Below are 21,206 nucleotides of genomic sequence, written 5' to 3'. Positions count from 1 at the left end.
GTTGGCTCAAAAGAGGGGTAAGAGGCGGCCCGAGCAGGGGATCATCGGGGAATGATCCCCGAGGGGCGCGTGTACGGGCAGGAACCCGCGGACGGAACCGCGGACGCGGGCGGGCAGAGCGGGCGGGCGGCGCTCGCGGCACTGGCGTTCGCGGCGACGGCGGTGGCCATCTATGGGCTGTTCGCGTCGGGGTTCGGGCGGGTACAGCCGCCCGACCCGGCGGGGGAGCCGGCCGCCGCCGGGCAGGGCCCACCCGCCCCCGCCCCGCCGGCGCGGACCCCGTCGCCCAAGCCGGCCGAGCCGCCCGCGCCCACGCTGGCTGTGATCGCCGACGGCTTCTACCTCACCTACCTGCCCCCGGGCCTGAAGCGCACCGGCGGAGGGACGTTCGGCGCCGGGGAGGGCGGCTGGGCCAGGTACGCCCCGGCGGGCTCCGGCCAGTCCGGCAGGTACATCGTGGCGCGCGTCGACCGCGGCCCCGTCGCCGCCGACTGGCCGCGCTACCGCTCCCACGCCGGCGTGCTCGACGCCCGCGCCACCGTCGTGCGCGGCAGGCCCGCCGTGGTCGGCCGCGACCCGCGCGGCGGCCGGACGATCGCCTGGCTGGAGCGGCGCGGCACAGGTGTGCGGGTCAGGGCCGGTGAATCCTTGCGTAAGGAACTCCTCGCAGTTGCCGCCTCGGTCAAGGCTCGTGTAGGAGACTAGAGCCCCTTTCCGTCCCCTTCCCGGGGTGTCCACACACGTCATGGGGGGTCCATGCGGCGTCCGGCGGCGGTGCTCCTCACGCTCGCGCTCTCCGGCTGCGCGCTCTGCGGCTGCGCGGGCGGTGGCGGCTCGAGCGGCGGCGAGGCCCCTGTGCCCCGTACGCCCGCCGAGTCCCTGTACGAAGAACCTCTGTACGAAGAACCCCTGCCCGAAGAGACTCCGTCCGCCGAGCAGGCCGGCAGCCAGGCGCTGGCGCTGTCGTGCGACGCCGCGTCCGAGGTCCACCTGCCCGCCGTGCCCGCCCCGCTCGAACGCGCGGGCGCCTTCTCCCGCCTGCCCGCGCTCACCCGCCCGCTCGCCGTGCACGGCCTGATCTGGAGCCAGAACGACGAGCGGCTGTACGTCGGCGTGGTGTGCGGCCCGCGTACCGCCGAGCAGTTCGTCACGCTGGTGGCGCGGGCGCGGCTCGCGGCGTGGGAGGGCCGGCCCGCGCTGCACTGGACCACACGCACGGGCGTGCGCAACCTCATGTGGCTGGAGCGCCCCGGCGTCGCCGTCTACGTCGGCGCGACCCCGGGGCTCAGCGACCGGATCCATCCGATCGCCACCGGTATCGGCTAGTCAGCGGGCCTCGGCCAGCAGCTTGCCCAGACGGCTGACGCCCTCGACCAGGTCGTCGTCGCCCAGCGCGTACGACAGCCGGAAGTATCCCGGCGTCCCGAACGCCTCCCCGGGCACCACCGCGACCTCGGCCTCCTCCAGGATCAGCTCCGCCAGCTCGGCGGACGTGCCCGGACGCCGCCCCCGCAGCTCCTTGCCGACCAGCGCCTTGACCGACGGGTAGGCGTAGAACGCCCCCTTGGGCTCCGGGCACAACACGCCCGGGATGTCGTTGAGCATCCGCACCATCGTCTGCCGCCGCCGGTCGAAGGCCGTGCGCATCTCGGCCACCGCCGACAGGTCGCCGGAGACCGCGGCCAGCGCCGCCATCTGCGAGACGTTGGAGACGTTGGAGGTGGCGTGCGACTGCAGGTTGGTGGCCGCCTTGACGACGTCGGCGGGGCCGATCAGCCAGCCCACCCGCCAGCCGGTCATCGCGTACGTCTTGGCCACGCCGTTGAGTATCACGACCCGGTCGCCCAGCTCGGGGACGGCCGTGGCGATGCTGGTGAACTCGGCGCCGCCGTACACCAGGTGCTCGTAGATCTCGTCGGTGATCACCCACAGGCCGTGCTCGGCGGCCCACCGGCCGATCTCCACCGTCTGCTCGCGGCTGTGGACCGCGCCCGTCGGGTTGGACGGCGAGACGAACAGCAGCGCCTTCGTCCGCTCCGTGCGCGCCGCCTCCAGCTGCTCGACGCTCGCGAGGTAGCCGGTGGACTCGTCGGTGACCACGTCGACCTGCGTGCCCCCGGCCAGCTTGATCGCCTCGGGGTAGGTCGTCCAGTAGGGCGCCACGACGAGCACCTCGTCGCCCGGGTCGAGCAGGGTGGCGAACGCCTCGTAGACGGCCTGCTTGCCGCCGTTGGTGACGAGCACCTGCGAGGGCTCGGCCGAGTAGCCGGAGTCGCGCCGCGTCTTGGCCGCGATGGCCTGCTTGAGCTCGGGCAGCCCGCCGGCCGGGGTGTACTTGTGGAAGCGCGGGTCGCGCGCCGCCTCGACCGCCGCCTCGACGATGTAGCCGGGCGTCGGGAAGTCGGGCTCGCCCGCGCCGAACCCGATGACCGGGCGCCCGGCGGCCTTCATGGCCTTCGCCTTGGCGTCCACGGCCAGGGTGGCGGACTCGGAAATCGCGGAGATTCTTGCGGAGATGCGGCGTCGGCTCGGCATGGTTCCATCGTCGCACGACACGCTGACCTGCGGGATCAGGTTTTGGTTCGACGTGCCGGGCAATCCCCCGTATGCTTCAGCTCGGTCCTTCCGCCGCATGTCGGCGAGCGGTTCGGTCCAGGCAGTGATTCAATCAGGGTAACCTGGTTGATGACATAGGGCACTGGCGCAATTGGTAGCGCACCGGTCTCCAAAACCGGCGGTTGGGGGTTCGAGTCCCTCGTGCCCTGCGAGTGCGGTCCGCGCAAGATAGGCGTGTAAGCGCGCCGCAGAACTGCGTTGGATACGACGAATTCAGGTGAGGACTGTGGCGATCGACACGCGCGGCGAGACCGCAGACAAGCCCAGTGGCGAGAAGAAGACGCGCACTTCACCTGCCCTCTTCTATCGGCAGGTCGTCAACGAGCTTCGTAAGGTCATCTGGCCGACACGCAAGGATCTCATCACTTACACCACGGTCGTTCTGATATTCGTTCTGATCATGGTTGCCATCGTCTACGGGCTTGACAGCGCCCTGGGATGGGCAGTGTTGAAGGTCTTCGGCGGGGCCTGATCCTGACGCCGCCGGTCGACTGACGGAGTCGCCCTTCGATTCGACGAAAGAGGAAGAGTCACCGTGTCCGAGTCTTCATTTCCGGCGGACGAGTCTCGCGACGAGTGGGACGACGAGCTGGAAGAGGCCACTGAGGAGACCGCCGGGGCGGAGTCCGAGGAGGCCGAGGTAGCGGAGAGCACCGAGCCGACCGAGGCCGATGCTTCCGCCGCCGAGGACGCTTCGGCCCTTCCCGACGTCGATCCCGTCGAGGAGTTCAAGCAGTCGCTGCGCGGCCTGCCCGGCGAGTGGTATGTCATCCACTCCTACGCCGGCTACGAGAACCGCGTGAAGTCCAACATCGAGAGCCGCAACGTCTCGCTCAACATGGAGGACTACATCTACCAGGTCGAGGTGCCGACGCACACCGTCCAGGAGTTCAAGAGCGGCAAGAAGGTGCCGGTCAAGGAGCGCGTGCTGCCCGGCTACGTCCTGGTGCGCATGGAGCTGACCGACGAGTCCTGGGCCGCGGTGCGCAACACCCCGGGTGTCACCGGCTTCGTGGGCCTGTCCAACAAGCCGAGCCCGCTCAGTCTCGACGAGGTCGCCAAGCTGCTCGCGCCCGAGCCGACCGAGGAGACCAAGAAGGCGGCCGCCAAGACCGCCACCGGCCCCACGGTCGAGTTCGAGATCGGCGAGTCCGTCACGGTCATGGACGGCCCGTTCGCCACCCTGCCGGCCTCGGTGAGCGAGATCAGCCCCGAGTCGCAGAAGCTCAAGGTGCTCGTCTCGATCTTCGGCCGGGAGACCCCGGTGGAGCTGTCGTTCAACCAGGTCTCGAAGATCTAGGTCGATCACCTACACTTAGACGTTCGGACTGGCCGCCTGCGCTGTCGGGCGGCCTCCGACATGTCAGGGCCGCATCCGCCGCCCCGGCATCGCATCACAATCCAGGACCCGGAGAAGGACACATGCCTCCGAAGAAGAAAATCGCCGCGTTGGTGAAGGTCCAGCTCCCCGCTGGCCAGGCCACCCCGGCACCGCCGGTGGGTACCGCCCTCGGTCCCCACGGCGTCAACATCATGGACTTCGTCAAGCAGTACAACGCTGCGACGGAGGCCCAGCGGGGCAACATCATCCCCGTTGAGATCACCATTTTCGAGGACCGCAGCTTCACCTTCGTCACGAAGACGCCGCCGGCCCCCGAGCTGATCAAGAAGGCCCTCGGCCTCGACAAGGGCAGCGCGGTCCCGCACCGCGACAAGGTCGGCAAGCTGAGCCGCGAGCAGCTGCGCAGCATCGCCGAGACCAAGATGCCCGACCTCAACGCCAACGACATCGAGGCGGCCGAGAAGATCATCGCCGGCACCGCCCGGTCGATGGGCATCACGATCGCCGAGTAACACCCCTTCCCAGACGTCGTGGGAGGGCCGCCGCGACGGCGACGGCCCGAGTACCACTAGGAGTACGCAATGAAGCGCAGCAAAGCGCACAAGGACGCGGCGGCCAAGGTCGACCGCGACAAGCTCTACACCCCGGTCGAGGCCGCCAAGCTCGCCAAGGAGACGTCGACCACCAAGTTCGACGCCACCGTCGAGGTCGCGCTGCGGCTGGGCGTCGACCCTCGCAAGGCAGACCAGATCGTGCGCGGCACGGTCAACCTTCCGCACGGCACCGGCAAGACCGCCCGGGTCCTGGTCTTCGCGACCGGTGACCGTGCCGAGTCCGCCCGCGAGGCGGGCGCCGACATCGTCGGCGCCGACGAGCTGATCGACGAGATCTCCAAGGGCAACCGGCTCAACGAGTTCGACGCCGTGGTGGCCACGCCCGACATGATGGGCAAGGTCGGCCGCCTGGGCCGCGTTCTCGGCCCGCGTGGCCTCATGCCCAACCCGAAGACCGGCACTGTGACGCCCGACGTCGCCAAGGCCGTCACGGACATCAAGGGCGGCAAGATCGAGTTCCGCACCGACCGGCAGGCCAACCTGCACTTCATCATCGGCAAGACGTCCTTCGGCGAGCGCCAGCTCCTGGAGAACTACGCTGCCGCGCTGGACGAGGTGCTGCGTCTCAAGCCGTCGGCCGCCAAGGGCCGCTACCTGAAGAAGGTCACCTTCTCCACGACGATGGGCCCGGGCGTTCCCGTCGACCCCAACGTCACCCGCGGCATCACCGCCGAGCTGGGCGAGTAATCGACCGGCCGCACGTGTGCTCAAAAGAGCCCCGCCCGTCTCGTACGGGCGGGGCTCTTCTGTTCGGGGTCAGGCGTTCTTTGCGTCGGCGGGGTTGGGGGGTTGTGGAGGAGCTGTGCAGAGTGTGTGGGGGAGAACCCTGGGTTTTCCCTTAATTGTGCGGGGAAGCCGCTACAGTCCCGGATCGCAAACGTAGGGTCAAGACATGCTGAAGCGCACGATAAGTCTCGCCGCGGCCGGAGCCGCGCTCGTCGTGGCCGCGGTTGCCGGTTGTGGCTCGAACGCCCAACCCATCCAGGTCAACTTGGCGGCCTCTGAGGTGCTGGCGCAGGCCGCGCAGAAGACCTCCGAGGTCACCAGCTACACCGTCGACGCCGTGGTCAACGCCTCCGGCGCCCAGGAGGGCAACGGCCGGGTGCAGGGCCGCATGCTCTACCAGAGCAAGCCCGAGCTCGCCGTGGACCTCACGCTGGACACCGTGGACATGGGCGGTCAGAGCCTGCCTGGCGGCGTTCGCGCCGTGCTGCAGGGCGACACCGTCTACGTCAAGGTCGAGGCGCTGAACAAGATGCTGGGCGCCACCAAGCCGTGGATCAAGGTCTCGCTGAACGAGGTCGGCGACCGTACGCAGGTCGACCAGTACCTCGCTCAGATCCAGCAGTTCGACCTGGCCAACGTCACCAAGCTCGTCACGGCCTCCAAGGACGTGAAGCAGGCCGGCACCGAGACCGTCAACGGTGAGGACACCACTCACTACAGCGGCACCTTCCCGGTGGAGGCGGCCGTGCTGCTGCTGCCGGCCGACCGGCAGGAGCAGGCCCGCTCGAACCTGGCCGAGCTCAAGGACGTCGCCTTCGACGTTTGGGTGGCCGCCGACGGCCTGCCCCGCAAGCTCGCGCTGAACGGCCAGAAGGACGGCGGCAAGCTGGACGCCACGCTGTTCTTCAAGGACTACAACAAGCCCGTGACCATCCAGGCTCCGGCCGCCGACCAGGTCGGCGAGATGCCGAAGGGCACGACCAACTAGGAACCACCGAGAACGATTTGGAAACTCGGCGACCAGCGCGTACTCTGGTCGTTGCCGAAGACCGCCGGTCGTCGTCAGGTGCTCACATCCTGGCGGCCGAAGGTTCCACGTCTTGTGGACGACCCGCGCAGGTGTGATGCGAGTTTCCCGCATGGTCATCCATGTGCGTGAGCCCCGTGTGCGCCCTGCGCCCGGGGCTGTTCTCATTTCAGCAGACCTTCGCCGGCGGCACATCTGGAAGGAGGCCCATGGCGAGGGCGGATAAGGCGACGGCTGTTGCCGAGCTCAAGAACGAGTTCGAAGGTAGCGCCGCCGCCGTTCTGACCGAGTACCGCGGTCTCACCGTCGCGCAGCTCAAGGATCTGCGCAAGTCTCTCGGTGAGAATGCGAAGTTCGCCGTGGCGAAGAACACCCTGACCAAGATCGCGGCCAACGAGGCCGGCGTGACGGGTCTGGACGACCTGCTGGTCGGCCCCACCGCTGTCGCCTTCGTCAAGGGCGACGTCGTGGAGGCGGCCAAGGGTCTGCGTGACTTCGCCAAGGCCAATCCCCTTCTGGTGATCAAGGGCGGCGTGCTCGAGGGCAAGACGCTCGACGCCACCGAGATCACCAAGCTCGCCGACCTCGAGTCCCGCGAGGTCCTCCTCGCGAAGCTTGCCGGTGCGCTCAAGGCGAAGCAGAGCGCCGCTGCCGCGATGTTCGCCGCGCTGCCCACGCAAATGGCTCAGCTGGCCGAAGCCCTTCGCGCGAAGCGCGAAGAAGCAGGCGAGTAACACGGGGGTTGCCGCACCCACCGCGGTCCCGTTCCTAGTTTTCAGCAAGTCCTAAACGTAAGGAAACGCATCATGGCGAAGCTCAGCAACGACGAGCTCATCGACGCTTTCAAGGAGATGACCCTCCTTGAGCTCTCCGAGTTCGTGAAGCAGTTCGAGGACATCTTCGACGTCAAGGCTGCCGCCCCCGTCGCGGTCGCCGCCGCCCCCGCCGCCGGTGGCGGCGCCGAGGCCCCGGCCGCCGAGGAGCAGGACGAGTTCGACGTCATCCTCGAGGCCGCCGGCGACAAGAAGATCCAGGTCATCAAGGAGATCCGCGCCCTGACGTCCCTGGGCCTCAAGGAGGCCAAGGACCTGGTTGACGGTGCTCCGAAGCCGGTCTTCGACGGCAAGGTCAACAAGGAGCAGGCGGAGAAGGCCAAGGCTGCCCTCGAGGGCGCCGGCGCGACCGTCACCGTCAAGTAAGACGGCTGCAGCTCCTGGCTCGACGCTGAAGGGGCGGAGGACATCCTGGTGCCGGATGTCCGCCGCCCCTTTTCGTATGCCCGGGGGCTTTCGCGACCACGGCGGTGTCAGAGCCGGCTCTGGATGCCGTCGAGGATGAGCGTGAGCCCGAGCTCGAACTGGGCGTCGAAGTCGTCGATGCGCACCTGGGCCAGCTCGGCGAGCTGGGGGCGGTGCCGCTCCAGATGCCGCGCGGTCCGCTCGCGCAGCTCGGTCTCGGCCGGAGGGGTGCGGACGACGGTCCGCCAGGTGTTCTCGGCGGCGACGAACCCGTTGACGTAGGACGACAGGGTCCCGACCGCGGCGACCAGCTCGGGCCCGGACAGGCCGGCGTCGGCGAGGGCGGCGTAGCAGCGTTCGGAGCGGGCCAGGGCGTTGGGGCCGAGCAGCGGGCGGGTGGCGGTGAGCGCGGGAGCCCACGGGTGCCGCCGCATGACCTGCCTGCTCTGGGTGAGCTGGGCGGTCAGCAGGTCGCGCCAGGATCGGTGCTCGCGCACCTCGACCTCGCCGATCACCTCGTCGAGTGCCAGGTCGAGCACGTCCTCCTTGCTCGTGACGTACTCGTACAGGGACATCGTGCCCGCGTGCAGGCGCGCGGCCAGGGCGCGCATCGAGAACCCGGAGACGCCCTCGGCGTCGAGCAGCGCGACGGCCGCCTCGACGATGCGCGCGCGGGACAGGCGCGGCTTGCGCGGGCGTTCGTCGTCACCGCGCAGCCAGATCGACTCGGGCATGCGTCCTCCGGCCGTGCGCTGTACGGAAAACCGTACGGCTAGCTTACGCGCCATGACCGAACCGCGCTGGACGCACGAGTACGCCCTGCTCGCCCTGCGGCTGAACCGCCTGATGGGCGGCGGCGCACTCATCTACCGAGGCCCGCGAGAGTGGCGTGACCAGGCCGAGTCCGAGCCCCCCGCCGTCCCCGGCCGCCTGGCGGACGACGCCAACGAGCTGCTGGAACGCCCGCCGTCCCCCTACCTGGCCGCCCACGTGTCCGCGATGCGGGCGGTCGCCCGCTACCTGGCCGGCGAGCGGCTGCCCCTGACCGAGTACGCCCGGCAGGTCCTGGGCCTGGAGCCGCGGTGGCTGCCCGAGTCGCTGTTCGAGCAGGCGCACGACCGGCTCGACCGGGCACTGCCGAAGCGGCCGGGGTCGCTGTCCGACCGGCTGCACGACTGGCAGGCCGCGCACACCCTGCACGCCGTCGAACGCCTGCCCGGCCTGGTCGCCGAGGCGGTGGCGGAGTGCCGCCGGCGGACGAACGAGATCATCCCGCTCCCTCCGGGCGAGGTCGTCGACTGCGTGCTCGTCCGGGACGCGCACTTCCACGCGGCCGGCGACTACCAGGGCGAGCTGAGGTCGGCGATCCACATCAACGTCTCGATCCCCTTCAACCTGGCCGACCTGCTGTACGTCGTCGCGCACGAGAGCCATCCCGGGCACATCGCGGAGTCGATGCTCAAGGAAACGCGCGCGGACCAGCGCGTACGGTTCATGGTGTCCCCGTCGTTCCTGCTCAGCGAGGGGCTGGGACTGCTGGCCGAGGAGATCGTCTTCCCCGGTGACGAGGCTCAGGAGTGGCTGACCGCCCACATCCTCCCCGCCTGCGGCATCCGCCAGGACGGGAGCGACTTCGCGGCCATCCATCAGGCCAGGAACGTGTTGTGGGGCGTCTGGGGCAACGCCGCGCTCATGGCCGCCGAGGGGCGCGGGGAGGCGGAGGTGGGCGCGTACCTGGCCCGATGGGCGCTGTACGACGACCAGGAGGTGGGGGCGGCGCTGGCGGGACTCAAGCCGTCGGCCGCCAGCCCGTACATCTTCGGATATTTCCATGGATGGGAGCTGCTGCGACCTTGGGCCACCGGCGCCGACCGGGTCCGCCGCCTCCTCACCGAGCAACTCCTCCCCGGCGACGTCGGACTCGGGAACTTCTCATCCTCGTCTCAGGGCCTCTCCACCCCGCCTGCCTAGCGCGCGGGACGTGAAAGACAAGTCCCGCCGTCCTGCTCGCGGGCACGGGCGTGCTCAACGCGTACTACGCGGCCGCCGTGCAGGCGGGCAGCCAGAGCTGGAAGGCGTTCTTCTCCGGGGCCTCCGACGCCGCGAACGCGATCACCAGGTTCGCCGCCTGGGTTCAGGAGAACTTCACCGCCACCACCGTCTCCGAAACTCTCACCCGGAGGTGAGAGTTTCGGAACGCACCCGGGCGATGGCACTGGTGTCCATGTAGTCCCTGGCGTGGATGATCGCGCCGTCCCGTACCCGGAGGATCACCAGGCTGGGGACCTCCACGGTGCGCTCCCCGGCCCTGACGCGCGTCACCTGCTCCACGACCACCACCTCGGGGTCCTGCGTGCGGTGCAGCGCCACCAGTCGCACCTCCTCCGCCTCGAACGGCGAGCCGCCCCACATGGCCCGGTACGCGTCCCTGACGGCCTCCCGACCGGCGAGCGGCGCGAGCCCTCCGAACGGGAACTCGTGCAGCCCGTCGGGGGCGTAGAGCCCGGCCAGCTCGTCGGGCGACTTGTGCAGCATCGCGGCCTGGAAGCCGGCGACGATCTCCTCGATGGACATGGCCGTCCCCATTCGCTCAACGTACGTTGACTCAACGAGCGTAGAGCGAAAGGCGCGGCCGGTCAACGCGGGTAGAGTCGGCGAGGTGAGCGAACGACTGCCGCCCCGGGCCGAGCGGCGGCGCAGGACCGAGCGGCACATCCTCGACGCGGCCCGGACGCTGTTCGCCGAGGTGGGGTTCGAGCGCACCACGATCCGGGCGGTCGCCCGCGCGGCCGGGGTCGACCCCGCCCTGGTCATGCAGTACTTCGGCAGCAAGCAGGAGCTGTTCAGGCACGCCGCCGAGGCTGCCCCGCCCCCGGAGGAGGGCCTGGACGCCGACGAGCTGGTCGACCACCTCCTCGGCACCCTCGACACCAAGATCGGCGAGCTGTCCCCGGGATCGCTGGCCATGTTGCGCTCGATGCTCACCCATCCCGAGGCCGGCGCCGCCGCCCGCGAGGCGCTGGCCCGGCAGATTGACCGGCTGGCCACCGGGATCCCCGGCGACGACGCCCGGCTGCGGGCCGCGCTGATGACCGTGGTCATGCTGGGCGTCACCATCGGCCACCAGCTCCTGGAGCTGGAGGAGCTGCGCGCGGTCCCGCCCGAGGAGATCGCCCGATTGCTGCGGCCGAGCCTGCTGGCCCTTACTGGACCTGAGGTCTCATAGCCGCTTCCCAAGCGGCCCGCGTCCCCGTTACGGTGAGGCCATCGTTCGCGACTGGGAGGTGGCCGGTGGGCGTCGAGGTCGTCGTGGAAGGGCTCACCAAGTCGTTCGGGCGCCAGGTCATCTGGGAGGACGTCTCCTTCACCCTCCCGGCCGGGCAGATCTCCGTGCTGCTCGGCCCGTCCGGCACCGGCAAGTCAGTCTTTCTCAAGACGCTGGTCGGCCTGCTCCGTCCCGACCGCGGCCACATCTGGATCGACGGCCACGACCTGGCCAACTGCCGCGAGAGCAAGCTCTACGAGCTGCGCAGGCTGTTCGGCGTGCTCTTCCAGGACGGCGCGCTGTTCGGCTCGCTCAACCTCTACGACAACATCGCCTTCCCGCTGCGCGAGCACACGAAGAAGAGCGAGTCCCAGATCCGCGACGTCGTCATGGAGAAGATCGAGCTGGTCGGCCTGCGGGGCGCGGAGGACAAGCTGCCGGGCGAGATCTCGGGCGGCATGCGCAAGCGGGCCGGGCTGGCCAGGGCGCTCGTGCTGGAACCCGAGATCATCCTGTTCGACGAGCCGGACTCCGGGCTCGACCCGGTACGCACCGCGCTGCTCAACCAGCTCATCGTGGACCTCAACGCCGAGGTCGAGGCCACGTTCCTGATCGTGACGCACGACATCAACACCGCCCGTACCGTCCCGGACAGCATCGGGATGCTCTTCCGGCGCGAGCTGGTGATGTTCGGCCCGCGCGAGATGCTGCTGTCCAGCGACGAGCCGGTGGTGCGGCAGTTCCTCAACGCCCGCAGGCACGGCCCGATCGGCATGTCGGAGGAGAAGGACCTGTCCGAGCTGGAGGCCGAGGCCCAGCTCGGGCACGACCCCGGCGTGCTGCCGCCGATCCCGCCGCAGCTCATGCCGACGGGCAACCGCGTCCGCCGCACCCAGCAGCCGCCCGGCACCTGGCTGGCGGCCAACGGCGTGATCCCGCCGCAGGGCTCGTTCGTGGACGAGCGCGGGCGCAACTGGCTGGAGGAGTACCCCCGCCTGGTCAACGCCCACCTGCACGGCGTCCAGTAGCCAGGCCGGCCCGGGGGTAGTGGCCCGGCCGGACGCTGTTCCGCCCGGAGAGGCCGTCTCAGGGCCGTCTGGGGGCATTTTACGGACACATCCACCTTCGCCCCCGTTACCACACCGCCTCGGTCGTTTCCGGGACTCCCGGAACGGACGCCGCGTTATGATCCGGCGATCTGGGAGGGGTGAGCGGTCATGACATGGCTGGGCGTCCGTTCCGCGCGCATCGTGATCGCGGTGCTCGGCGGGATGCTGGCGGTGCTCGTGGGCATGGGCGCCTGGATCGCCGCCGAGGCCCGCGAGGTGCAGGGCAGGGCGGGGGACCGAGAGGCCGTGCTGCTGGCCGCCGGCGCCCACGCCAGGAACCTCGTCTCGCTCGACTACCGCACCGTGGACGCCGACCTGCAGCGCATCCTCGACACCTCCACGGGCCCGGCGAGAGCCGAGTACGTCGCCACCGCCGCCAAGCTGAAGACCACCACCGTGGAGAGCAAGGTCGTCCAGACCGGCGTGCTGCGCGCCACGGGCCTGGTCTCGCTGACCGGCGGCAAGGCCAGGGCACTGGCGGTCGCCGACGTGGAGATCCACTGGGACGGCTCCGACAGCCCGGCCCAGGAGCGCTACTACCGCTGGTCGATGGAGCTGGAGAAGGTCGGCGGCGTCTGGCTGGTGTCGAAGGCGGTGCAGGTGCTGTGAGGATGTTCGCGATCGTGCTGCTGGGCGTCCTGGTGGCGGTGGGCGCCGTGCTGGTGCCGACCATGTGGTTCAACCTGCGCGACCTGCGGGAGGCCGACGCGGCCGGCGACTCCGCGATGGCCGCCGCCCGGCAGGTCGCCCCCCAGTTGCTCTCCTACGACTACCGCACGATCGAGCAGGACCTCGCGCGGGCCGGCGGGCACACCACCGGCGAGCTCACCCGGCACTACAAGGAGCTGGCCACCAGCCTGGTCACGCGGGCCAAGGCGGAGAAGATCGTACGGACCGCCGCCGTCGCGGGGGCGGCGGTCGAGAGCGCAAGTCCCGACCGCGTCGAGGTTCTGCTCTTCGTGAACATGGGTACGGTCAGACAGGTGCCCGGTCAGTCCGGGCCGCAGCAGCAGGTGGCCCAGAACCGTGCCAGGCTCGTCATGGTCCGCCAGGGGGAGCGCTGGCTGGCCGCCGATCTCTCCACGCTCCTGGGGAGCGCGTGAGGCCCGCCGCAGGGCCGATGACCTGCGCCCGGAGTCCCCGGGCGCGCCTCCGGGTTCAATTGTTACCAAAAATCTGGTTTAGCGCCGTCCAAGTGGCGGGTAATCCAGTCACAGCTACACCGGTGATCGGCATGGGTTCGACCCTCGGTGTGACAGAGCGTTAACCGCCCCCGTTCGCGGGTATCGTCTTGGGCCATGGCGGTAGGCGATCTGTCGCGCAGGGAAGAAAACCCAGCGTCCGGGCCCGAACCGGCTATTAGTCGGGCTCGTGGGCTTGACGTATCCGCCCGAACGGGCGATGCTGCGACCAACGTGGAGCATGCAGCGAGAGCGAAGTGGACAGGCGTGTGCCGATCGGCTACACTGCCCCTTTGCGCTGCCCTTTGACGACCCGTGATGCTTGCTCACGTTGCGAGGTTGTCTGGCGTGCGTGTAGTCAGTCCGCCGCGAGCCCTCGGAAGGACATCTGTTGGCAGCCTCGCGCAACGCCTCCGCCGTACCCGCTGGTCCCCGTCGCGTGTCTTTCGCGCGTATCCAGGAGCCGCTCGAAGTTCCTGACCTTCTGGCCCTGCAGACCGAGTCTTTCGACTGGCTGCTCGGCAACGACAAGTGGAAGGCCCGGGTAGAGGCGGCTCGCCAGGCCGGGCGCAGGGACGTCCCGACCCAGTCGGGCCTCGAAGAGATCTTCGAAGAGATCAGTCCGATCGAGGACTTCTCGGGGACCATGTCCTTGTCGTTCCGCGATCACCGGTTCGAGCCGCCGAAGTACTCCGTAGACGAGTGCAAAGACAAGGACATGACCTACTCCGCCCCGATGTTCGTCACGGCGGAGTTCATCAATAACACCACTGGTGAGATCAAGAGCCAGACGGTGTTCATGGGTGATTTCCCGCTCATGACGCCGAAGGGCACGTTCATCATCAACGGCACCGAGCGTGTCGTGGTCTCGCAGCTGGTCCGTTCGCCCGGTGTGTATTTCGAGCGCACTGTGGACAAGACCTCCGACAAGGACCTGTACGGGTGCAAGGTGATCCCGTCGCGGGGGGCCTGGCTGGAGTTCGAGATCGACAAGCGCGACAGCGTCGGTGTGCGTATCGACCGGAAGCGCAAGCAGGCCGTGACGGTGCTGCTGAAGGCCCTGGGCTGGACGACCGACCAGATTCTGGAGCGGTTCGGCCAGTACGAGTCGATGCGGGCGACGCTGGAGAAGGATCACACGGCGGGTCAGGACGACGCGCTGCTGGACATCTACCGCAAGCTGCGGCCGGGTGAGCCGCCGACCAAGGAGTCGGCGCAGACGCTGCTGGAGAATCTGTACTTCAACGCCAAGCGGTACGACCTGGCGAAGGTGGGCCGCTACAAGATCAACAAGAAGCTCGGGGTCGACTCGGAGATCACGCAGGGCACCCTGACCGAAGAGGACATCGTCGCCACGATCGAGTACATCGTCCGGCTGCACGCCGGCGAGGAGTCGATGCCGGGCGCCAACGGTGAGGTGATCGTCGAGGTCGACGACATCGACCACTTCGGCAACCGCCGCCTGCGCAGCGTCGGCGAGCTGATCCAGAACCAGGTCCGGCTCGGCCTCGCCCGCATGGAGCGGGTGGTTCGCGAGCGGATGACGACCCAGGACGTCGAGGCGATCACGCCGCAGACCCTGATCAACATCCGGCCGGTCGTGGCGTCGATCAAGGAGTTCTTCGGCACCTCCCAGCTGTCGCAGTTCATGGACCAGACCAACCCGCTCGCCGGCCTGACGCACAAGCGGCGTCTGTCCGCGCTGGGCCCCGGTGGTCTGTCCCGTGAGCGGGCCGGCTTCGAGGTCCGTGACGTGCACCCGTCCCACTACGGCCGGATGTGCCCGATCGAGACCCCTGAAGGTCCCAACATCGGCCTGATCGGCTCGCTGGCCTCCTACGGCCGCATCAACGCCTTCGGGTTCGTCGAGACGCCCTACCGCAAGGTCGTCGACGGCAAGGTGACCGAGCAGATCGACTACCTCACCGCCGACGAGGAGGACCGCTACGTCAAGGCGCAGGCCAACACGGCGCTCAACGCCGACGGCTCGTTCGCCGAGGCCCGCGTCCTGGTCCGCACCAAGGGCGGTGAGACCGAGCTCGCCCGTGCCGAGGAGGTCGACTACATCGACGTGTCGCCGCGCCAGATGGTGTCGGTGGCGACGGCGATGATCCCGTTCCTCGAGCACGACGACGCCAACCGCGCGCTCATGGGCTCCAACATGCAGCGCCAGTCGGTGCCGCTGCTCAAGAGCGAGGCGCCGCTGGTCGGCACCGGCATGGAATACCGTGCCGCGACCGACGCCGGCGACGTCATCAGCGCCGAGAAGGCCGGTGTGGTCGAGGAGGTCTCCGCCGACTACGTCACGGTCATGAACGACGACGGGACGCGCACCACCTACCGCGTGGCCAAGTTCAAGCGTTCCAACCAGGGCACCAGCTTCAACCAGAAGCCCATCGTCGCCGAGGGCGACCGGGTGGAGGTCAACCAGGTCATCGCCGACGGCCCCTGCACCGACAAGGGCGAGATGGCGCTGGGCAAGAACCTCCTGGTGGCGTTCATGCCGTGGGAGGGCCACAACTACGAGGACGCGATCATCCTGTCCCAGCGCCTGGTGCAGGACGACGTGCTGTCGTCGATCCACATCGAGGAGCACGAGGTCGACGCCCGCGACACCAAGCTGGGCCCCGAGGAGATCACCCGCGACATCCCCAACGTCTCCGAGGAGGTGCTGGCCGACCTCGACGAGCGCGGCATCATCCGCATCGGCGCCGAGGTCGTCCCCGGCGACATCCTGGTCGGCAAGGTCACCCCGAAGGGCGAGACCGAGCTGACCCCGGAGGAGCGGCTGCTGCGCGCGATCTTCGGCGAGAAGGCCCGCGAGGTGCGTGACACCTCGCTGAAGGTGCCGCACGGCGAGTCCGGCAAGGTCATCGGCGTCCGGGTGTTCTCCCGCGAGGAGGGCGACGAGCTTCCTCCGGGCGTCAACGAGCTGGTCCGCGTCTACGTCGCGCAGAAGCGCAAGATCACCGACGGCGACAAGCTGGCCGGCCGCCACGGCAACAAGGGCGTCATCTCCAAGATCCTGCCGGTCGAGGACATGCCGTTCCTGGAGGACGGCACCCCGGTCGACATCATCCTCAACCCGCTGGGCGTCCCCGGCCGGATGAACGTCGGCCAGGTGCTGGAGACCCACCTCGGGTGGATCGCCGCCCGTGGCTGGGACATCTCGGGCATCGAGGAGGCGTGGGCCGAGCGGCTGCGCGACAAGGGCTTCGGCCAGGTCGAGCCGCGCACCAACGTCGCCACCCCGGTCTTCGACGGCGCGCACGAGGAGGAGATCGTCGGTCTGCTCCAGAACACCGTGCCCAACCGCGACGGCCAGCGGATGGTCCAGCCCTCCGGCAAGGCCCAGCTGTTCGACGGCCGCTCCGGTGAGCCGTTCCCGTACCCGATCTCGGTCGGCTACATCTACATCCTCAAGCTGCTCCACCTGGTCGACGACAAGATTCACGCTCGGTCGACCGGCCCGTACTCCATGATCACCCAGCAGCCGCTCGGCGGTAAGGCCCAGTTCGGTGGCCAGCGCTTCGGTGAGATGGAGGTGTGGGCGCTGGAGGCGTACGGCGCCGCCTACGCCCTGCAGGAGCTCCTGACCATCAAGTCCGACGACGTCCTCGGCCGCGTGAAGGTCTACGAGGCCATCGTCAAGGGCGAGAACATCCCCGAGCCCGGCATCCCGGAGTCCTTCAAGGTCCTCATCAAGGAAATGCAGTCGCTGTGCCTCAACGTCGAGGTGCTCTCCAGCGACGGCATGTCCATCGAGATGCGTGACACCGACGAGGACGTCTTCCGCGCCGCGGAGGAGCTCGGCATCGATCTGTCCCGGCGTGAGCCGAGCAGCGTGGAAGAAGTCTGAGGGGGAGATCGCACATAATGCTGGACGTCAACTTCTTCGACGAGCTTCGGATCGGGCTGGCGACGGCCGACGACATCCGTCAGTGGTCGCACGGCGAGGTCAAGAAGCCGGAGACCATCAACTACCGCACACTCAAGCCGGAAAAGGACGGGCTCTTCTGCGAGAAGATCTTCGGTCCGACCCGCGACTGGGAGTGCTACTGCGGCAAGTACAAGCGCGTCCGCTTCAAGGGCATCATCTGTGAGCGCTGCGGCGTCGAGGTGACCCGCGCCAAGGTGCGTCGTGAGCGGATGGGCCACATCGAGCTGGCCGCGCCGGTCACGCACATCTGGTACTTCAAGGGCGTCCCGTCGCGTCTCGGCTACCTGCTCGACCTGGCCCCGAAGGACCTGGAGAAGGTCATCTACTTCGCGGCCTACATGATCACGCATGTCGACACCGAGATGCGTGAGCGTGACCTGCCCTCGCTGGAGGCGAAGATCTCCGTCGAGCGGCAGCACATCGAGCAGCGCCGCGACGCCGACGTCGAGTCCCGGCAGAAGAAGCTCGAGACCGACCTGGCCGAGCTTGAGGCCGCCGGCGCCAAGGGCGACCAGCGCCGCAAGGTCCGTGAGGGCGCCGAGCGCGAGATGCGCCAGCTCCGTGACCGGGCCCAGCGCGAGCTGGACCGCCTGGAGGAGGTCTGGAGCCGCTTCAAGAACCTCAAGGTCCAGGACCTCGAGGGCGACGAGCTGCTCTACCGCGAGATGCGCGACCGCTTCGGCCGCTACTTCAAGGGCGGCATGGGCGCGCAGGCCATCCAGGACCGCCTGATCGGCTTCGACCTTGACGCCGAGGCCGAGAACCTCCGCGAGACGATCCGCAGCGGCAAGGGCCAGAAGAAGGCCCGCGCGCTCAAGCGGCTCAAGGTGGTGTCGGCGTTCCTCAACACCACCAACTCGCCGCGCGGCATGGTGCTCGACTGCATCCCGGTGATCCCGCCGGACCTGCGGCCGATGGTGCAGCTCGACGGTGGCCGCTTCGCGACCTCCGACCTCAACGACCTCTACCGCCGGGTCATCAACCGGAACAACCGCCTCAAGCGTCTGCTCGACCTCGGCGCGCCCGAGATCATCGTGAACAACGAGAAGCGGATGCTCCAGGAGGCCGTGGACGCGCTGTTCGACAACGGCCGGCGCGGCCGTCCGGTCACCGGCCCCGGCAACCGTCCGCTGAAGTCCCTCAGCGACATGCTCAAGGGCAAGCAGGGTCGTTTCCGCCAGAACCTGCTGGGCAAGCGAGTCGACTACTCCGGCCGTTCGGTCATCGTCGTCGGCCCGCAGCTCAAGCTGCACCAGTGCGGCCTGCCCAAGCAGATGGCGCTGGAGCTGTTCAAGCCGTTCGTGATGAAGCGGCTGGTCGATCTCAACCACGCCCAGAACATCAAGTCGGCCAAGCGCATGGTCGAGCGCGCCCGCCCGGTGGTGTGGGACGTGCTCGAAGAGGTCATCACCGAGCACCCCGTGCTGCTCAACCGCGCTCCGACGCTCCACCGTCTGGGCATCCAGGCGTTCGAGCCGCAGCTCGTCGAGGGCAAGGCCATCCAGATCCACCCGCTCGTCTGCACCGCGTTCAACGCGGACTTCGACGGCGACCAGATGGCCGTGCACCTGCCGCTGTCGGCCGAGGCCCAGGCCGAGGCGCGCATCCTGATGCTCTCGACCAACAACATCCTCAAGCCGGCCGACGGCAAGCCCGTCACCATGCCGACCCAGGACATGGTCATCGGCCTCTACTGGCTGACGACCATGAAGGAAGGCGCGAAGGGCGAGGGCCGCGTGTTCGGCTCGGTGGCCGAGGCGCAGATGGCCTTCGACCGCCGCGAGCTGGACATCCAGGCCAAGATCCAGATTCGGCTCAAGGACGTCCTGCCGCCGCGCGCCTGGGTTGCTCCCGAGGGTTGGGAGCAGGGCGACGCGGTCCGGCTGGAGACCACGTTCGGGCGGTGCCTGTTCAACCAGACGCTGCCGGTCAGCTACCCGTTCGTCGACTTCCAGGTCGGCAAGAAGCAGCTGTCCCAGATCGTGAACGAGCTGGCGGAGACCTACCCGAAGATCGAGGTCGCCGCTTCGCTCGACGCGCTCAAGGACGCCGGCTTCCGGTGGGCGACGCGCTCCGGCGTCACGATCTCGATCGAGGACGTCGTCGCGCCGCCGAACAAGACCGACATCATGGAGAACTACGAGCGCCGGGCCGACAAGGTCCAGCGCGAGTACGAGCGCGGTCTGATCACCGACGAGGAGCGCCGCCAGGAGCTCATCGAGATCTGGACGCACGCGACGGCCGACGTCGAGACCGACATGGTCAACGCCTTCCCGGCGACCAACCCGGTCTGGATGATGGTCAACTCCGGCGCCCGAGGCAACAAGATGCAGGTCCGGCAGATCGCCGGCATCCGCGGCCTGGTGTCCAACACCAAGGGTGAGACGATCCCGCGGCCGATCAAGGCCTCGTTCCGCGAGGGCCTGTCGGTGCTGGAGTACTTCATCTCCACCCACGGTCAGCGGAAGGGTCTGGCCGACACCGCGCTGCGCACCGCCGACTCGGGCTACCTGACCCGTCGTCTGGTGGACGTCGCGCAGGACGTCATCGTGCGTGAGATCGACTGCGGCACCGACCGCGCGGTCCCGCTGCACGTCGGCGACAGGGACTCCTCGGGCAACCTGGTCAAGGCGGAGAACGCCGAGTCCAACGTGCACGGGCGCATCCTGGCCGAGGACGTCGAGGTCGACGGCAAGGTCATCGTCCCGGCGGGTGTCGACATCAACGACATCCACGTCACGAAGCTGGTCGAGGCCGGCGTCGAGACCGTGCGCACCCGCAGCGCGCTGGTGTGCGAGGCGAAGATCGGTGTCTGCGCCACCTGCTACGGCCGCTCGCTGGCGACCGGCAAGCTCGTGGACGTCGGCGAGGCGGTCGGCATCATCGCCGCCCAGTCGATCGGTGAGCCCGGCACGCAGCTGACGATGCGGACCTTCCACACCGGTGGTGTGGCGGGCGCCGACATCACCCACGGTCTGCCCCGTGTCACGGAGCTGTTCGAGGCGCGCATCCCCAAGGGTGTCGCCCCGATCTCCGAGGCCGAGGGCCGGGCCAGGATCGACGAGACCGACAAGACCCGGAAGATCGTCATCACTCCGGACGACGGCTCGGAGGAGATCGCCTACCCGGTCTCGATGCGTTCGCGCCTGCTCGTGCAGGACGGTGACCGCGTCTCGGTCGGCACCCAGCTCGTGGCCGGTGCGGTCAACCCCAACGAGGTGCTGCGCATCCTCGGCCCGCGGGCCGTGCAGCTGCACCTGGTGGCGGAGGTCCAGCAGGTCTACCGGTCGCAGGGTGTGTCGATCCACGACAAGCACATCGAGATCATCGTCAGGCAGATGCTCAAGCGGGTCAACGTCCTGGAGTCCGGCGACACCGACCTGCTGCCCGGCGAGCTCGTCGAGCGGCCGAGGTTCGAGCAGATGAACCGCGAGACGGTGGCCGAGGGCGGCAGCCCGGCCGCGGGCCGTCCGGTGCTCATGGGCATCACCAAGGCCTCGCTGGCCACCGAGTCGTGGCTGTCGGCGGCCTCCTTCCAGGAGACCACCAGGGTCCTGACGGACGCGGCGATCCACGCCAAGTCCGACTCGCTCCTGGGCCTGAAGGAGAACGTCATCATCGGTAAGCTCATCCCGGCCGGCACGGGCATGCCCCAATACCGCAACATCCGGGTGGAGCCGACCGAGGAGGCCAAGGCGGCCATGTACACCGTCGGCGGTTACGACGGCTCGGCGGCCGACTACACCTTCGGCACCGGCAGCGGCGAGGCCGTGCCGCTGGAGGAGTACGACTTCGGCCAGTACAACCGGTAAATCCGCGACGTACGGTGCGCCCGGGTCCCTCTTGCCGAGGGGCCCGGGCGCGTCGCTTCTCCGGGGCGCTCAGGGCTGCGGGGGCGTCGTTTCCGGTCGCGGTCCGGTGACGGTTCGGCGTACCGCGAACGAAAGCTCGCCAGGGCCTATATCATTGGCCGGGAGCTGTGGGACGGGCCGCAATGCGAGACGCCTGATGAAGCAGGGCCCCGACGACCCGGAGCGGCATGGCTTGCTGGGCATGCTGCGCCGTTTTGACGTGTCGCTCGGGCCTGGGTAGTCTTGAGCATCGTGCCCGTTCTCATGCGGGCTCTCGACCGTGCGCTCATGACAAGC

The 21,206-nt window shown here is 68.8% G+C and carries 20 protein-coding genes and 1 tRNA gene; 18 read left to right on the top strand and 3 right to left on the bottom strand.

Annotated features, from left to right (window positions below; genetic code table 11):
• The first annotated feature begins 51 nt into the window (after nucleotides 1-51).
• Both SMD20_RS25860 and SMD20_RS25855 read left to right on the top strand, forming a co-directional pair.
• Nucleotides 52-705: a hypothetical protein gene (locus SMD20_RS25860; protein ID WP_329585619.1), complete on the top strand. Its 654-nt coding sequence runs from the start codon at nucleotides 52-54 to the stop codon at nucleotides 703-705.
• 51 nt (nucleotides 706-756) lie between these two features.
• Complete coding sequence (locus tag SMD20_RS25855; RefSeq protein WP_329585617.1) at nucleotides 757-1,326, top strand: hypothetical protein; 570 nt, start codon at nucleotides 757-759, stop codon at nucleotides 1,324-1,326.
• Here SMD20_RS25855 and SMD20_RS25850 read toward each other — a convergent pair whose 3' ends face one another.
• Nucleotides 1,327-2,535 carry a pyridoxal phosphate-dependent aminotransferase gene (locus SMD20_RS25850; protein ID WP_329585614.1) on the bottom strand — a complete coding sequence of 403 codons (1,209 nt, stop codon included), beginning with the start codon at nucleotides 2,533-2,535 and terminating at the stop codon, nucleotides 1,327-1,329.
• Nucleotides 2,536-2,692: 157 nt separating this feature from the next.
• On the opposite strand from SMD20_RS25850, the gene SMD20_RS25845 reads away from it, so the two are divergent.
• The 8 genes from SMD20_RS25845 to rplL all read left to right on the top strand — a co-directional run bounded on the left by SMD20_RS25845 (nucleotide 2,693) and on the right by rplL (nucleotide 7,524).
• A tRNA-Trp gene (locus SMD20_RS25845) sits at nucleotides 2,693-2,765 on the top strand.
• Nucleotides 2,766-2,842: 77 nt separating this feature from the next.
• Nucleotides 2,843-3,088, top strand: coding sequence for a preprotein translocase subunit SecE (gene secE / locus SMD20_RS25840; protein WP_329585611.1), 246 nt, complete (start codon nucleotides 2,843-2,845; stop codon nucleotides 3,086-3,088).
• A 63-nt stretch (nucleotides 3,089-3,151) separates the two neighbouring features.
• The gene (gene nusG, locus SMD20_RS25835) at nucleotides 3,152-3,916 is read left to right on the top strand and encodes a transcription termination/antitermination protein NusG (protein ID WP_329585608.1); all 765 of its coding nucleotides are present in this window, start codon (nucleotides 3,152-3,154) and stop codon (nucleotides 3,914-3,916) included.
• Between the two features lie 122 nt (nucleotides 3,917-4,038).
• Complete coding sequence (rplK, locus tag SMD20_RS25830; protein ID WP_020544879.1) at nucleotides 4,039-4,470, top strand: 50S ribosomal protein L11; 432 nt, start codon at nucleotides 4,039-4,041, stop codon at nucleotides 4,468-4,470.
• A 69-nt stretch (nucleotides 4,471-4,539) separates the two neighbouring features.
• Nucleotides 4,540-5,259: a 50S ribosomal protein L1 gene (rplA, locus tag SMD20_RS25825; RefSeq protein ID WP_329585604.1), complete on the top strand. Its 720-nt coding sequence runs from the start codon at nucleotides 4,540-4,542 to the stop codon at nucleotides 5,257-5,259.
• Between the two features lie 205 nt (nucleotides 5,260-5,464).
• Nucleotides 5,465-6,286: an LppX_LprAFG lipoprotein gene (locus tag SMD20_RS25820; protein ID WP_329585602.1), complete on the top strand. Its 822-nt coding sequence runs from the start codon at nucleotides 5,465-5,467 to the stop codon at nucleotides 6,284-6,286.
• Between the two features lie 248 nt (nucleotides 6,287-6,534).
• Entirely contained in the window at nucleotides 6,535-7,059 is a 525-nt protein-coding gene (gene rplJ / locus SMD20_RS25815) for a 50S ribosomal protein L10 (RefSeq protein WP_329585600.1), read from the top strand.
• 72 nt (nucleotides 7,060-7,131) lie between these two features.
• Entirely contained in the window at nucleotides 7,132-7,524 is a 393-nt protein-coding gene (gene rplL, locus SMD20_RS25810) for a 50S ribosomal protein L7/L12 (RefSeq protein WP_020544883.1), read from the top strand.
• Nucleotides 7,525-7,631: 107 nt separating this feature from the next.
• Here the strand turns inward: rplL and SMD20_RS25805 are convergent, their stop codons facing one another.
• Nucleotides 7,632-8,297 carry a TetR/AcrR family transcriptional regulator gene (locus SMD20_RS25805; protein WP_329585596.1) on the bottom strand — a complete coding sequence of 222 codons (666 nt, stop codon included), beginning with the start codon at nucleotides 8,295-8,297 and terminating at the stop codon, nucleotides 7,632-7,634.
• Nucleotides 8,298-8,349: 52 nt separating this feature from the next.
• Between SMD20_RS25805 and SMD20_RS25800 the strand changes: the two genes are divergently transcribed.
• Both SMD20_RS25800 and SMD20_RS25795 read left to right on the top strand, forming a co-directional pair.
• Nucleotides 8,350-9,534: a hypothetical protein gene (locus tag SMD20_RS25800; RefSeq protein ID WP_329585594.1), complete on the top strand. Its 1,185-nt coding sequence runs from the start codon at nucleotides 8,350-8,352 to the stop codon at nucleotides 9,532-9,534.
• Nucleotides 9,535-9,584: 50 nt separating this feature from the next.
• Complete coding sequence (locus SMD20_RS25795; protein ID WP_329585591.1) at nucleotides 9,585-9,749, top strand: hypothetical protein; 165 nt, start codon at nucleotides 9,585-9,587, stop codon at nucleotides 9,747-9,749.
• Here SMD20_RS25795 and SMD20_RS25790 read toward each other — a convergent pair.
• The gene (locus tag SMD20_RS25790; RefSeq protein WP_329585588.1) at nucleotides 9,736-10,149 is read right to left on the bottom strand and encodes a nuclear transport factor 2 family protein; all 414 of its coding nucleotides are present in this window, start codon (nucleotides 10,147-10,149) and stop codon (nucleotides 9,736-9,738) included. The genes SMD20_RS25795 and SMD20_RS25790 overlap by 14 nt on opposite strands.
• 73 nt (nucleotides 10,150-10,222) lie before the next feature.
• On the opposite strand from SMD20_RS25790, the gene SMD20_RS25785 reads away from it, so the two are divergent.
• From SMD20_RS25785 to SMD20_RS25760, 6 genes are all read left to right on the top strand, one after another.
• Nucleotides 10,223-10,789 carry a TetR family transcriptional regulator gene (locus SMD20_RS25785; protein WP_329585585.1) on the top strand — a complete coding sequence of 189 codons (567 nt, stop codon included), beginning with the start codon at nucleotides 10,223-10,225 and terminating at the stop codon, nucleotides 10,787-10,789.
• Between the two features lie 65 nt (nucleotides 10,790-10,854).
• On the top strand, nucleotides 10,855-11,856 hold the full coding sequence (locus SMD20_RS25780; RefSeq protein ID WP_329585583.1) for an ABC transporter ATP-binding protein: 1,002 nt from the start codon (nucleotides 10,855-10,857) through the stop codon (nucleotides 11,854-11,856).
• A gap of 189 nt (nucleotides 11,857-12,045) precedes the next feature.
• Nucleotides 12,046-12,546 (top strand): hypothetical protein, encoded by a 501-nt coding sequence (locus SMD20_RS25775; protein WP_329585580.1) that lies wholly within the window; start codon nucleotides 12,046-12,048, stop codon nucleotides 12,544-12,546.
• Between the two features lie 2 nt (nucleotides 12,547-12,548).
• Nucleotides 12,549-13,040 (top strand): hypothetical protein, encoded by a 492-nt coding sequence (locus SMD20_RS25770; protein WP_329585578.1) that lies wholly within the window; start codon nucleotides 12,549-12,551, stop codon nucleotides 13,038-13,040.
• 469 nt (nucleotides 13,041-13,509) lie between these two features.
• Nucleotides 13,510-16,977 (top strand): DNA-directed RNA polymerase subunit beta, encoded by a 3,468-nt coding sequence (rpoB, locus tag SMD20_RS25765; protein ID WP_329585575.1) that lies wholly within the window; start codon nucleotides 13,510-13,512, stop codon nucleotides 16,975-16,977.
• Between the two features lie 17 nt (nucleotides 16,978-16,994).
• Nucleotides 16,995-20,870: a DNA-directed RNA polymerase subunit beta' gene (locus SMD20_RS25760; RefSeq protein WP_329585572.1), complete on the top strand. Its 3,876-nt coding sequence runs from the start codon at nucleotides 16,995-16,997 to the stop codon at nucleotides 20,868-20,870.
• Nucleotides 20,871-21,206: the final 336 nt, after the last annotated feature.

Source organism: Nonomuraea sp. LP-02, assembly GCF_036289125.1.
Classification (GTDB): domain Bacteria; phylum Actinomycetota; class Actinomycetes; order Streptosporangiales; family Streptosporangiaceae; genus Nonomuraea; species Nonomuraea bangladeshensis.
Note: the sequence above shows the minus strand (reverse complement) of the source record. Positions and strands in the feature narration are given on the sequence as shown.